Source organism: Geodermatophilus sp. URMC 65, assembly GCF_053502545.1.
The window spans coordinates 2,625,831-2,639,203 of sequence record NZ_CP199954.1; the positions used below are offsets into that span (position 1 = coordinate 2,625,831).

At 74.1% G+C, this 13,373-nt stretch carries 11 protein-coding genes; 7 read left to right on the forward strand and 4 right to left on the reverse strand.

Annotation, left to right across the window (positions count from 1 at the left end):
• The first annotated feature begins 2 nt into the window (after positions 1 to 2).
• The 5 genes from ACWIX7_RS12800 to pknB all read left to right on the forward strand — a co-directional run bounded on the left by ACWIX7_RS12800 (position 3) and on the right by pknB (position 8,193).
• The gene (locus ACWIX7_RS12800) at positions 3 to 1,406 is read left to right on the forward strand and encodes a PP2C family protein-serine/threonine phosphatase (RefSeq protein WP_448621913.1); all 1,404 of its coding nucleotides are present in this window, start codon (positions 3 to 5) and stop codon (positions 1,404 to 1,406) included.
• Positions 1,403 to 2,824, forward strand: coding sequence for an FtsW/RodA/SpoVE family cell cycle protein (locus ACWIX7_RS12805; protein ID WP_448621914.1), 1,422 nt, complete (start codon positions 1,403 to 1,405; stop codon positions 2,822 to 2,824). The genes ACWIX7_RS12800 and ACWIX7_RS12805 overlap by 4 nt, the downstream gene beginning before the upstream one ends.
• Positions 2,821 to 4,263: a peptidoglycan D,D-transpeptidase FtsI family protein gene (locus ACWIX7_RS12810; RefSeq protein ID WP_448621915.1), complete on the forward strand. Its 1,443-nt coding sequence runs from the start codon at positions 2,821 to 2,823 to the stop codon at positions 4,261 to 4,263. Before ACWIX7_RS12805 ends, ACWIX7_RS12810 begins: the two co-directional genes overlap by 4 nt.
• A complete protein-coding gene (locus ACWIX7_RS12815; protein ID WP_448621916.1) occupies positions 4,263 to 6,077 on the forward strand; it encodes a protein kinase domain-containing protein in 1,815 nt (604 codons plus the stop codon). The genes ACWIX7_RS12810 and ACWIX7_RS12815 overlap by 1 nt, the downstream gene beginning before the upstream one ends.
• A gap of 127 nt (positions 6,078 to 6,204) precedes the next feature.
• Positions 6,205 to 8,193, forward strand: a complete 1,989-nt coding sequence (pknB, locus tag ACWIX7_RS12820; RefSeq protein ID WP_448621917.1) for a Stk1 family PASTA domain-containing Ser/Thr kinase — start codon at positions 6,205 to 6,207, stop codon at positions 8,191 to 8,193.
• Positions 8,194 to 8,259: 66 nt separating this feature from the next.
• On the opposite strand, the gene ACWIX7_RS12825 is transcribed toward pknB, so the two are convergent.
• Together ACWIX7_RS12825 and ACWIX7_RS12830 are read right to left on the reverse strand one after the other, a co-directional pair.
• Positions 8,260 to 8,916, reverse strand: a complete 657-nt coding sequence (locus tag ACWIX7_RS12825) for an aminodeoxychorismate/anthranilate synthase component II (RefSeq protein ID WP_448621918.1) — start codon at positions 8,914 to 8,916, stop codon at positions 8,260 to 8,262.
• 107 nt (positions 8,917 to 9,023) lie between these two features.
• Positions 9,024 to 9,761, reverse strand: a complete 738-nt coding sequence (locus ACWIX7_RS12830; RefSeq protein WP_448621919.1) for a DUF881 domain-containing protein — start codon at positions 9,759 to 9,761, stop codon at positions 9,024 to 9,026.
• Between the two features lie 98 nt (positions 9,762 to 9,859).
• On the opposite strand from ACWIX7_RS12830, the gene crgA reads away from it, so the two are divergent.
• Positions 9,860 to 10,132, forward strand: coding sequence for a cell division protein CrgA (gene crgA, locus ACWIX7_RS12835; protein WP_448621920.1), 273 nt, complete (start codon positions 9,860 to 9,862; stop codon positions 10,130 to 10,132).
• 495 nt (positions 10,133 to 10,627) lie between these two features.
• Here crgA and ACWIX7_RS12840 read toward each other — a convergent pair whose 3' ends face one another.
• Positions 10,628 to 11,788, reverse strand: a complete 1,161-nt coding sequence (locus tag ACWIX7_RS12840; protein ID WP_448621921.1) for a thiolase family protein — start codon at positions 11,786 to 11,788, stop codon at positions 10,628 to 10,630.
• Between the two features lie 257 nt (positions 11,789 to 12,045).
• Between ACWIX7_RS12840 and ACWIX7_RS12845 the strand changes: the two genes are divergently transcribed.
• Positions 12,046 to 12,453, forward strand: a complete 408-nt coding sequence (locus ACWIX7_RS12845; RefSeq protein WP_448621922.1) for a PH domain-containing protein — start codon at positions 12,046 to 12,048, stop codon at positions 12,451 to 12,453.
• A 66-nt stretch (positions 12,454 to 12,519) separates the two neighbouring features.
• Here the strand turns inward: ACWIX7_RS12845 and ACWIX7_RS12850 are convergent, their stop codons facing one another.
• Entirely contained in the window at positions 12,520 to 13,278 is a 759-nt protein-coding gene (locus ACWIX7_RS12850; protein ID WP_448621923.1) for a rhomboid family intramembrane serine protease, read from the reverse strand.
• Between the last annotated feature and the right edge of the window lie 95 nt (positions 13,279 to 13,373).

Sequence of the window (13,373 nt, forward strand, 5' to 3'; positions counted from 1 at the left end):
CGATGAGCCTCGCGCTGCGCTACGCGGCCCGGTCCGACCGCGGCCTGGTCCGCGGCAACAACCAGGACTCGGTCTACGCCGGGCCCCGGCTGCTCGCCGTGGCCGACGGCATGGGGGGCCACGCGGCCGGCGACGTCGCCAGCAAGGTGGTCATCGCCGCCCTCGAGCACCTGGACGACGACGCGCCCAGCGGCGACATGCTGCAGGCGCTGCGCGAGGCGGTCTTCGACGGCAGCGAGCACCTGCGCGAGGTGATCCGCGAGTCCCCGCAGCTGGAGGGCATGGGCACCACGCTCACCGCCGTCCTGTTCGCCGGCGGCCGGCTGGCGCTGTGCCACGTCGGCGACTCGCGCGCCTACCTGCTGCGCGACGGCGTGCTGCAGCAGATCACCCACGACGACACGTTCGTGCAGACGTTGATCGACGACGGGCGGATCACGCCCGAGGAGGCCAACCACCACCCGCAGCGCTCGCTGCTGCTGCGCGCGCTCAACGGGCAGGACGTCGACCCCGACCTGTCGATGCGCGAGGCCCGTGCCGGCGACCGCTACCTGCTCTGCTCCGACGGCCTGTCCGGCGTGGTCAGCGAGGAGACGCTCGCCGAGGCCCTGCAGGACCCCGACCCGCAGTCGACCGCCGACCGGCTGGTCGAGCTGGCGCTGCGCAGTGGCGGGCCGGACAACATCACGGTGATCGTGGCCGACGTCGTGGAGGACGACGGCGAGGGCACCTACCCGGTCGAGCCGGTGGTCGACGGTGCCGCGGGCGACAACGTCGGGCAGCGCGCGGTCGACCCGCGCTCGGCCGCCGGGCGGGCCGCGCTGGCCGACCCGCGACCGGAGCCCAGCGCGTCGGCGGAACCCACGGCGGCCGCCCCGGCGCCCCGCCGCGGGCGCCGACGGGTGCTCGGCGCGCTCGCCGCCGTCGTCCTGCTGGGTGCCGCCGCCGTGGGCGCCTACCTGTGGGTGCTGTCCAACTGGTTCGTCGGGGTGCAGGACACCGCTGACGGCGCGCGCGTGACCGTCTTCCGCGGCCTGGACACCTCGCTGCTGGGCATGGACCTCAACCAGGTCTTCGACGTCACCGACCTCCCCGTCGCCGACCTGGCCCCGGCCGCCGCCAGCAAGGTGCAACGAGGCATCGACGCCACCGGCGCCGCCCACGCCCAGCGCATCGTGTCGAACCTGCGCGAGGAGCGTCTGGAGCCGTGCCCCACCGAGGAGGACGTCGAGCCGGCGACGGTCGCGCCGACCGCGCCCCCGTCGCCCTCCCCCACGCCGGCTCCGGACGGCGCGGCACCGACCGACGTCGCCCCCACCCCGCCCGAACCGACGACTCCCGCGCCGACGTCGACCCAGCCGACGAGGACGTACGAGCCCGGGGTGGACTGCCGGGAGGCCCCGTGACGTCCGGCCCGACAACCGACCCCCGCGCCGCGGCGCCGGGGACGACGAACCCGCCCAAGCGCCGCAACACCGAGCTGGCCCTGCTCGGCTTCGCCGTCCTGATCACGCTGGTCGCGCAGGCGATCGTCGACCTCACCGTCACCGGCTCGCTGACCACGGAGCTGGCGACCTTCGGGGTGTGGTTCACCGCGCTGTGGGCCGCCGCGCACCTCGTCGTGCGCCGGTGGGCGCCCTACGCCGACCCCCTGCTGCTCCCCGCGGTCGCCCTGCTGGTGGGTCTCGGGCTGTCGTTCATCCACCGGCTCGACCTGGCCGCCCGGCAGGCCGACAGCGCGGTCAGCCGGGAGGACGCCCCCGTCCAGCTGGTGTGGGCGACGCTGGGCCTGGTCCTGTTCGTCGGCGTGCTGCTGGTGCTGCGCGACCACCGGCTGCTGTCCCGGTTCGCCTACACGCTGGCCCTCGTCGGCCTGGTGCTGCTGGCCATCCCGGCGGTGCTGCCGTCGTCCCTCTCGGAGGTCAACGGCGCCAAGATCTGGATCCGGGTGGCCGGCTTCAGCATCCAGCCCGGCGAGTTCGCCAAGATCTGCCTGACGGTCTTCTTCGCCGCCTACCTCGTCGACAAGCGCGACGTCCTGGCGCTGGCCAGCCGCCGCGTCATGGGCCTGGAGCTGCCCCGCGGCCGCGACCTCGGCCCGGTGCTGGTGGCCTGGGGGCTGTCGATCCTCGTGCTGGTCTTCGAGCGCGACCTGGGCAGCTCGCTGCTGCTGTTCGGCATCTTCGTGGTGATGCTCTACGTGGCCACCGAGCGGGCCAGCTGGCTGCTCATCGGCCTGGGCCTGTTCGCCGGCGGCGCGCTCGTCGCCTACCAGCTGTTCGGCCACGTGCAGCAGCGCGTCGACTCCTGGCTGGACCCCTTCGAGTACTACGACGGCTCCGGCTTCCAGGTGGCCCAGGCGTTGTTCGGCCTGGGCACCGGGGGGCTCTTCGGTGCCGGGCTCGGTGGTGGCCGCCCCGACCAGGTGCCGGTGGCCAAGAGCGACTTCATCGCCGCCGCGGTCGGTGAGGAGCTGGGCCTGTTCGGCCTGGTCGCGGTGATCATCGTCTACCTGGTGCTGGTGGAGCGCGGGCTGCGCACGTCGCTGATCTGCCGCGACGCGTTCGGCAAGCTGCTGGCCGCCGGCCTGTCCTTCGCCATCGCCTGGCAGGTGTTCGTCGTCCTCGGCGGGGTCACCGGCCTGCTGCCGCTGACCGGCCTGACCACGCCGTTCCTCGCCTACGGCGGCTCGTCGCTGGTGGCCAACTTCGTGCTGGTCGCCGTCCTGGTGCGGATCAGCGACGCCGCGCGCCGTCCGGCCGCCCCCACCGGGCCGCCCAAGCCCGCGCTCGGTGACGCCCCGACCGAGGTGGTGCAGACGTGAACGCCCCCCTGCGCCGCGTCGCGATCAGCGTGCTCGTGCTGTTCACGCTGCTGATCGTCAACGTCAACGTCATCCAGGTGGTCCGCTCCGACGAGCTGCGCTCCGACGGCCGCAACACCCGCGTGCTGGTCGAGGAGTACGACAGCGAGCGGGGCTCGATCGTGGCCGGCGGCACCGAGATCGCCAACTCGGTCCCGACCGACGACCGACTCACCTACCTGCGGCAGTACGCGAACGGCCCGGTGTTCGCCCCGGTCACCGGCTACTACTCGCTGGTCTACGGCAACGCCCAGGTGGAGCGCGCGGCCGACGACGTGCTCTCCGGCGACGACGCCCGGCTGTTCACCCGGCGCCTGGCCGACCTGTTCACCGGGCGCGACCCCGCCGGCGGCGACGTCGTCCTGACCCTGGACCCCGCGGTGCAGGAGACGGCGATGGCCGGACTCGAGGGCGTCACCGGTGCGGTCGTGGCCCTCGACCCCTCGACCGGGGCGGTGCTGGGCATGGCGAGCACCCCGACCTACGACCCCAACCAGCTCTCCAGCCACGAGCCGGCCGCGATCCGCGACTACGCCGCGCAGCTCGACGGCATGGAGGTCGACCCCCGGCTCAACCGGGCCATCAACGCCCGTTACGAGCCGGGGTCGATCTTCAAGGTGGTCGTGTCCGCCGCGGCGCTGGCCAGCGGCCAGTACACCCCCGACACCGTCATCCCGGCGCCCCAGGAGCTCGTCCTGCCGGGCACCAGGACGGCGCTGGAGAACTTCGGCGGCTCGGCCTGCGACCCCAGCGGCCGGCAGAGCCTGCTCGAGGCGCTGACCATCTCCTGCAACACCGCCTTCGCCCAGCTCGGCATCGACCTCGGTGAGGACCGGGTGCGGGAGATGGCCGAGGCGTTCGGCATCGGCGGCGACCCCCTCGAGACCCCGCTCCCCGTGTCGGAGAGCACGCTCGGGGAGATCGAGACCGACGCGGCGCTCGGGGTCAGCTCGATCGGTCAGCAGGACGTGCAGCTCACCCCGCTGCAGGCGGCGATGATCGCCTCCGCGGTGGCCAACGACGGGACGCTGATGAGCCCCTACCTCGTCGACCAGGTGCGCGCCCCCGACCTGTCGGTCATCGACCAGACCGACCCCGAGGAGCTCAGCGAGCCGGTCTCGGCCGACGTCGCCGACCAGCTGACCGAGATGATGACCAGCGTCGTGGAGAACGGCAGCGGCCGGCGCGCGCGGATCCCCGGCGTTCCCGTCGCGGGCAAGACCGGGACGGCGGAGAACGCCGGCCCCGACCACAACTGGTTCATCGGGTTCGCGCCGGTCGACGACCCGCAGATCGCCGTGGCGGTCTTCGTGGCCAACGGCGGCGGCACGGGCGGCGACGTCTCCGCCCCCATCGCCCGGGACGTCATGCAGGCCTACCTCGATGGGCAGGGCGGCTGATGGCACTGTCGACCGGGACGATCCTCGCCGGGCGCTACGAGATCACCGCACCCATCGCCACGGGCGGCATGGGCGAGGTGTGGCGTGCTCGCGACCGCGTCCTCGACCGCGAGGTCGCCGCCAAGGTGCTCCGCAGCGAGTTCACCGGCGACCCGAGCTTCGTGGCCCGCTTCCGCAATGAGGCGCGGCACACCGCGGCGCTGTCCCACCCCAACATCGCCTCGGTCTACGACTACGGGGAGACCGAGGACGAGCGCGGCGCCCGGCTGGCCTTCCTCGTCATGGAGCTGGTCGAGGGCAAGCCGCTGGTCACGATCCTCCACGAGGAGGGCAAGCTCCCGGTCGACTGGACGCTGCACGTCCTCGGCCAGGCCGCCGACGGGCTCTCGGCCGCCCACCACGCCGGCGTCGTCCACCGCGACATCAAGCCGGGCAACCTCATCGTGCGCCCCGACGGCGTGGTGAAGCTGACCGACTTCGGCATCGCCCGGGCCCGCGACGCCACACCGCTGACCCGCACCGGCATGGTCGTCGGCACCGCCCAGTACCTCTCCCCCGAGCAGGCGCAGGGCTTCGAGGTCACCGCCGCCTCCGACGTCTACTCCCTCGGCGTCGTGGGCTACGAGTGCCTGACCGGCGGCCGGCCGTTCGACGGGACGTCGCAGGTCGCGGTGGCGCTGGCGCACATCAACCGCCAGCCGCCGCCGCTCCCGGCGAACGTGCCCCCGGCGGTGCGGCGGCTGATCGAGCGCGCCCTGGCCAAGGACCCGGCCGACCGCTTCCCCGACGGCGCCGCCTTCGCCGCCGCGATCCGGTCGGTGGCCTCCGGCAACGGCGTCTCCCCTGCCTCCCCGGCGGCGGGGCCCGCGACGACGCCGCCGTACCCGGTGGGCGCCGCGCCCACGGCGCAGACCGAGGTCGTCGACGACCTCGCCGACTCGCGCACCCAGGTGCTGGGCGCCGCGTCCGCCGGCGGGGCCGCCGTCACCGGGGCACGCACCTCGGTGGGCGCCATGCCACCCCTGCGCCGCACGGACGACGACGACGCGGACGGCCGGCACGCCCCTCCGCCGACGGACGACGGCCGCCGCCGCAGGCCCTGGGTGTGGCTGGTCGCCGGCCTGCTGCTGCTCGCGCTGGTGGGCGGCGGGCTGTGGGCCCTCTCGAGCAGCGGGGACGGCGGCTCGACCGGCACCGACGCCGCCCCCACCACCGCGGCACCGACCACGGCCACCAGCGCGGCGCCGGGGACGTTCTTCGTCGCGACCGGCGACTACGTCGGGGACAACGTCGAGGACGTCGCGGACCTCCTGCGTGCCGCCGACCTGCAGGTCGAGACCGACGAGGCCAGTGCCGCGCAGCTGGCCGCGGTCGGTCAGACCCTGGACGAGGGCGACGTGGTCACCACCGACCCGGCGAACACGAACGTCTCGCCCGGCGACACCGTGACCCTGTACTACGCCGCTGCTGACTACGCCCCCGACACCGGCGACGAGGACCCCGGCACCGGTGGGGACGAGGCTCCCGCGGCGCCGACCACCCAGGCCCCGCCCCGGACGACCGCTGCTCCGGCCCCGACGACGGCCAACAACCCACGCCCGTCGAGCTCGGCGCCGGCCCCGTCGAGCTCGGCAGCGGCCCCGTCGAGCTCGGCGGCCGCGTCCAGCTCCGAGGCCGAGGGGTCGGCTGTCCGGGAGCCCGAGCTGCCCGCTGAGCCGGCGCCCGACCGCCCCGACCAGGGCGGCAACGGCCGGCCGCAGGGGGACGGCCAGAACCAGCAGCAAGCGGTCCAGGGCGCGGGTCCGACGGCGTGAGCCGCACCCCTCGCGCCGCCCGGGTCCTGGCCGTCGCAGCGGTTACGCTGCCCGCCGGCCCACCCGTCCGCTGCGCTCCCCCGGGTCCCGCCCGGACGCAGGACCGCACCGCCCGAGAGGACCCCCGATGACCACGCCCCAGGTGCTCGGTGAGCGCTACGAGATCGGCGGGGTGCTCGGTCGCGGCGGCATGGCCGAGGTGCACCGCGGCCGCGACCTGCGCCTCGGCCGCGAGGTGGCGGTCAAGGTGCTGCGCAGCGACCTCGCGCGCGACCCCTCCTTCCAGGTCCGCTTCCGCCGGGAGGCGCAGGCCGCGGCCTCGCTGAACCACCCGGCGATCGTCGCGGTCTACGACACCGGCGAGGACCGGAGCTCGAGCGGCGCGACCCCGTACATCGTCATGGAGTACGTCGAGGGCGACACCCTGCGCGACGTGCTGCGCCGGGAGGGCGTGCTCCCCCCGGAGCGGGCGATGAACTTCGCGGCCGACATCTGCAACGCGCTGGACTTCAGCCACCGCAACGGCATCGTGCACCGCGACGTGAAGCCCGGGAACGTGATGGTCACGCCCGAGGGCACGGTCAAGGTCATGGACTTCGGCATCGCCCGCGCGGTGTCGGACTCGGCCGCGACCATGACCTCCACGGCCGCGGTGATAGGGACCGCCCAGTACCTCTCCCCCGAGCAGGCCCGCGGCGAGAGCGTCGACGCCCGCTCCGACGTCTACTCGGTCGGCTGTCTGCTCTACGAGCTGGTCACCGGAGCGCCGCCGTTCACCGGCGACTCGCCGGTCTCGGTGGCCTACCAGCACGTGCGCGAGGACCCGAGGCTGCCGTCGTCGGTGAACCCGGCGATCCCGCCGGAGCTCGACGCCATCCTGCTCAAGGCGCTGAGCAAGAACCCGGCCAACCGCTACCAGTCGGCTGCGGACATGCGCAACGACCTGCTGCGGGCGCTGGCCGGCCAGCGGGTCGAGGCCACGCCGGTGATGGGCGACGCCGAGAAGACCGCGATCATCGGCGCCCCGCCCGGCGGGTACGGCGGCGGCGACTGGGACGACGAGGACGACGCCGCCGGCAAGCGCCGGCGCAACCGGATCATCGCCGCGGTCATCGCCGGCGTGCTGATCCTCGGCGGTGTAATCGCCGTGGCGCTGCTGGTCAACGCCGGGGACGACCAGCCGGCCGCCGAGCCCACGGCCACGCAGATACCGGTGCCGAACCTGACCGGCCAGGACCGGGCGACGGCCACCCAGAACCTGGAAGCCGCCGGCCTGACCGTCGGCACGGTGACCAACCAGGTGACCGACGACGCGTCCCAGATCGACACCGTGCTGGGCACCGACCCGTCCAGCGGCACCCAGGTCGACCCGGGCAGCACGGTCGACCTGACCGTCGGAGTCGGGCCGGACACCATCGAGGTCCCGGCCGTGATCGGCCTGGACGTCGACCGTGCCGAGAACACCCTGGGGAACGCGGGCTTCGACAGCGTGGAGACCGAGGAGATCGACTCGCTGGCGCCCGCTGACCAGGTCGTCGACGTCAGCCCCGGCGAGGGTCAGTCGGTCGACCCGAGCACCACCGTGACCCTGCAGGTGTCCGACGGCGACGCCGAGGTGCCCGACGTCACCGGCCAGCAGCAGGCGGCGGCCACCCAGACGCTGCGGGGCGCCGGCTTCACCAACGTCACCTCCGAGCAGGTCGAGTCCCAGCAGCCCGAGGGCACCGTGGTCGCGACCGACCCCTCCGGCGGCGAGCAGGTCTCCGCGGACGACCTGATCACCCTGCAGGTGTCCAGCGGCCCCTCGGAGCCGGAGACGGTCACCGTCCCCCGCGTCGCCGGACAATCCGCGAACGCCGCGCTCGACGCCCTCGAGGGCCTCGGCTTCACCGACGTGCGCGTCGTCGACAGCACCGGCGCCGAGGTCGATCCGGCCCAGGCGACTGCGGTGAGCACGAGCCCGCCCGCGGGCGCCGAGGTCAGCCCCGACACCCGCGTCACGCTGACCGTTCAGGGCCCCACTCCCAGCGGGCAGACGCCCGGCAGCGGTTCGGGCGGCAACAACGGTGGCGGAGGCGGCGCCGGCAACAACAGCGGCGTCGGGCCCCCGAACTAGCCGCAGACGGCAGCAGGGCCCCTCCCCGCGCACGGGGAGGGGCCCTGCTGTCGTCTCAGGGGCCGCTCAAGCGGTCGTGGCGACCGTGGTGAGCCGGTGGGCCGCGGCGCTGGCCGCCTCGACGGTGGCCGGGTCCGGCGCCAGGCCGCAGGCCGCCAGCCAGGTGGCGAGCATCCGGTGGCCGCCCTCGGTGAGCACCGACTCGGGGTGGAACTGCACGCCCTCGATGGGCAGCTCCCGGTGCCGCAGTGCCATGACGATGCCCGAGGGCGTCGTCCCGGTGATCTCGAGCTCTGCGGGCACGGTGTCGCGGTCGACGGTCAGCGAGTGGTAGCGGGTGGCGGTGAACGGGGAGGGCAGCCCGGCCAGCACGCCGGCGCCCTCGTGCACCACCTGGCTGGTCTTGCCGTGCAGCAGCTCGGGTGCGCGGACGACCTCCGCACCGAACGCCTCGCCGATCGCCTGGTGGCCCAGGCACACGCCCAGGACCGGCGTCCCGGCCTCGGCGGCGGCCCGCACCATCGGCACGGTCACCCCCGCGTCGGCCGGCGTCCCCGGGCCCGGGGACAGCAGCACCCCGGCGACGTCGAGGTCGGGCAGCTCGTCGACGGTGACGGCGTCGTTGCGCCGGACGACGCACTCGACGCCCAGCTGACCCAGGTACTGGACCAGGTTGTAGACGAAGCTGTCGAAGTTGTCGACGACGAGGACGGGGCGGCTCACGATCCCTGTGTACCAGCAGGACCCCGTACCCCCGCCCGGCCCCGTCCGGATCCCGCCCCGAGCGTGCGAGGGGTGGGGAGGACGGGGTCCTTCACCTGCACGAGGCCTCAGCCGGCAGCGGCTGTGGCGTACTCCATCGCCGGCCGGCCGTCGTAGGCCGGCAGCGTGAGCTGGCCGCGCTCCTGGACGGCGAAGCCCAGGCCGTAGTCCTCCACCGCCTGCTGGAACACCTGCACCTGCGGAGAGGCGGCCAGCTGGGCGCGGATCGCGTCGGCGTCGCCGATGGCGGTGACCACGAACGGCGGCGACCAGGTGCGGCCGTGCAGCAGCAGGACGTTGCCCACGCACCGGACGGCGCTGGTCGCGATCAGCCGCTGGTCCATGATCGCCACCGCGTCGGCGCCGGAGGCCCACACGGCGTTCACCACGGCCTGCACGTCGGACTGGTGGATGACGACGTCGTCGGGTCGGGCGCCGATGGGGAGCGAGCCGTCGGGCCGGCGCGGGGCGTCGTCCAGGGTGATCTCCACACCGGGGCCGGTGAAGGCCACCAGGCCCGCCGAGAGGGCGCCGGCCTCCCCGGCGTCGCGGGCGGCCGCCACGTCGCCGTCGCGGGACGCAGCCTGGTCGGTGAGCGCCTGCACCTGGGCCTGCAGCGCCGCCAGCTGCTCCTCCTGCTGGGCGACGACGTCCTCCCGGGCGGGGATGAGGGCGGAGAGCTCGGTGGCCTCCCCGCCGCGCAGGTCCGTGCCCTGGGCGGTCTGGCTCGACGTCGCGAACAGCAGGCCGGCCGCCAGCGCCACCACGGGCACCAGGGCGGCCCACGCGGTACCCCCACGGGTCATCCGTGGGCGCAGGGTGCGGGCTGAGGCCACAGCTGCAGCTTAGGCTGGGGAACCGTCACGGCCGGTCGCGACGGACCGGCCCCGGAGGGAGTCGATCGGTGCCCAAGTCCAAGGTGCGCAAGAAGTCGGTCTACACGCCGCCGCAGGGCACCCTGCAGTCCGGGACGACGAGCGCGCGGGCCCTCCAGCCCAGCCCGCGCTGGTACGCCCCGCTCATGGTCACCCTCATGCTGCTGGGGCTGCTGTGGATCGTCGTGTTCTACGTCGCCGGCGACCGGATCCCGTTCATGTCGGGGCTCGAGTACTGGAACTTCCTGATCGGCTTCGGCCTCATGGTGGCCGGCCTGGTCATGTCGATGCGCTGGCGCTGAGAGAGCCCTCCTGCCCGCTCCTCCGACGCTCGGGGAGGGGCCAGGACCACTCGACGCGGCCCTCGTCCCACGGGACGGGGCCGCTCGTCTGTCACCAGCCGGATACGCACAGTGTTGTCCACACGCGGCGCTGTGCACAGCTGCTCGGCGCTGTCCACAGGTCGACAAAGCGCTGAACCCCCAGGGTTGTCCACGATGTGTGGAGAACGCCTGTTCGACCGCGCGCAGCTGACCTGCAGGTTCACCACGGGTGGGACAGATGTGACGAGAAGGGCAGCCGAGTAACTACAGCCCTGTGAGTTCATCCCCAGCTGTGCACACAACTGTGGACGAGTCGACATGGCGGCAGCCCTGCGCTCGCCGTCCTACCCGTCCTGTGGTAGCGCGACACGCGGCCTGACCACGGCAGATCCCGATCTCCCACGACGCCGTCCCCAGGACGTCGACGGCCCCCGGTCCACGAGGGACCGGGGGCCGTCGACCGGGGCCTGTGGATCAGGAGGTGAGCAACTCCAGGACGGTCGCGTTCGCCATCCCACCGCCCTCGCACATCGTCTGCAGGCCGTAGCGGGCGCCGGTGGCCTGCATGGTGTGGACGAGCGTCGTCATGATGCGAGCGCCGGACCCGCCCAGCGGGTGACCCAGCGCGATCGCGCCGCCCCGGGAGTTGAGCCGGTCGACGTCGGCCCCGGTCTCGACCTGCCAGGCCAGCGGCACCGGCGCGAACGCCTCGTTGACCTCGAACACCCCGATGTCGTCGACCGACAGGCCTGAGCGCTGCAGCACCTTGTGCGTGGCCGGGATGGGGGCGGTCAGCATGATGACCGGGTCGTCGCCGGCCATGACCGTCGTGTGGATGCGCACCAGCGGGCGCAGGCCGAGCTCGCGGGCCTTCTCCGAGGTGGTGACCAGCAGCGCGGCGGACCCGTCGGAGATCTGGCTGGCGTTGCCGGCGCTGATGACGCCGTCCTCCTTGAACGGGGTCTTCAGCGTGGCCAGCTTCTCCAGGGTGCCGCCGGGGCGGATGCCCTCGTCCGCGCGCACCACGGTGCCGTCCGGCGTGGTCACCGGGACGATCTCCTCGTCGAAGGCGCCGTCGGCCTGGGCCTTGGCCGCCTTCTCGTGCGAGGCGAGCGAGTACTCGTCGAGCTGGGTGCGGGAGAAGCCCCAGCGCTCGGCGATCATCTCCGCCCCGATGCCCTGGTTGGGGAAGACCCCGCCGTAGCGCTCGAGGAAGCGTGGCCCCAACGGCTTGCCCGCCAGGCCGTCCGCGCGGGCGGCACCCATCGGCACCCGGCTCATCGACTCGACGCCACCGGCGACCACGACGTCGGCCTGCCCGCTGATCACGGTCGCCGCGGCGAACGCCACCGCCTGCTGCGAGGAGCCGCACTGCCGGTCGATCGTCGCCCCGGGCACCGACTCCGGCCAGCCCGCGGCCAGGACGGCGTTGCGGGCGATGTTGAAGGTCTGCTCGCCGACCTGGCTCACGCAGCCCCAGAACACGTCGTCGACCACGGCCGGGTCGATACCGGTGCGCTCGACCAGCGCGTCCAGCACGGTGGCCGACAGGTCCACGGCGTGCACGCCGGACAGCCCACCTCCCCGCTTGCCCACCGGGGTGCGCACCGCGGCGCAGATGACGGCATCTCGCATGACCACTCCTCGTCGACGTGGGCGGCGTTCCGCCCACCGTGGCGCGATCGTAGGACGTCCACGCACCGAGGCGGCTGGCCCCGCCCAGAGGCTCGCAGGCTCCCTGCAGGGACAAGGCCCCCGTCCTCCTCACCGCTCGCAAGCTCGCGGCGAGCCTCTGGACGGGGGCCTGGCGCGAGCCCGCGGGTGGCGGGGGCAGGGGGTCCTCCTCCGAGGCGTGGGTGGGACGGGGTCCTCCTCCTGGGAGGCTGGACGGCGTGGAGTGGTCGCCGCGCACCGGGGAGACGGCGGTCCTGGCGGCGGCGAGCGTCGTCCTGGGCCTGGCCACGGTGGTCCTGGACCCGCTCGGCCGGGTGCTGGTCGGCGCGGCCGCCGTCCTGCTGCTCGCCCTGTCCGCACGCGACCGCCTGCTGCGCCCGCGGCTGGCCGCCGGTCCGGAGGGCGTCACCGTCCGCCGGCTGGGCGGAACCAGCGTGCTGCCGTGGGCCCGGCTGCAGGTGCGGGTGCGCGACGCCCGCCGGTGGGGGCTGCGCTCCCGGCTGCTGGAGCTGGACACCGCCGCCGGGCCGGACGACGACGGGGAGCTGGTGCTGCTCGGCCGCCGGGACCTGGGCGCCGACCCCGGCGACGTCGCCCGGGCGCTGTGCGCGCTGCGACCCTGGTGACGGACTGGACGGCCACCCCTCAGGGCCCCGCGCCGAGCCTGCGAGGCGTGGGGGGAAGGGTGGTCCTCACGCGAGGACGACGAGGGTGGGGACGGTCAGCGCGACCACCACGAGCGCCGCCGTCAGCAGCATCAGGCTCAGCACCTGCAGCTCGGTGCGCCGGCGGGCCAGCACGACCACCCCGGTGGCGACGAAGCCGGCCACCAGGCCGCCCAGGTGCCCCAGCAGGGAGACGCCGGGCAGGAAGCTGATGAGCACGTTGATCGCCAACAGGGTCAGCAGACCGCGGAGGTCCTCCCGGCGGGAGATCATGACCACGGCCAGCCCGCCGAGCAGGCCGTAGATCGCGGCCGAGGCCCCGGCGACCGGGCGCCCCGGCTCACCGAACAGCTGCAGCGCGACCGCTCCGCCGAGCAGCGAGACGAGGTACACGGCGAGGTAGCGCCACCGGCCCAGCTGGCGTTCCAGCTCGGAGCCGAAGACCAGCAGCGCCAGCATGTTGAGCACCAGGTGCAGCACACCGATGTGCAGGAACGCCGCGGTGACCAGCCGCCAGTCCTCGCCCAGCTCGACGAGGACCGGGATCTGCGCCAGCTGCACGAACAGCGGCGAGAACTGGTTGTCCAGCGGGTTGGCACCGGTGAGGCCGGCGGAGACCGCGGTGACCACGAAGACCACCACGTTGAGCGCGATGAGCGTCACCGTGACCGCGCCGAAGCGCCGTCCGGCCCGCTGCAGCAGCGGGGCCTGGCGGGGCCGGCGCACACCGGCGTTGCTGGCCCGGACGTCGTCCGGGCACTGGAAGCCGACCGATGCGGGGGTCATGCACTCCGGGCAGATGGGGCGGCCGCAGCGGGTGCAGGCGATGCGGGTGGGCCGGTCCGGGTGCCGGTAGCAACTGGGTGGCGGGGGCGCCGGCT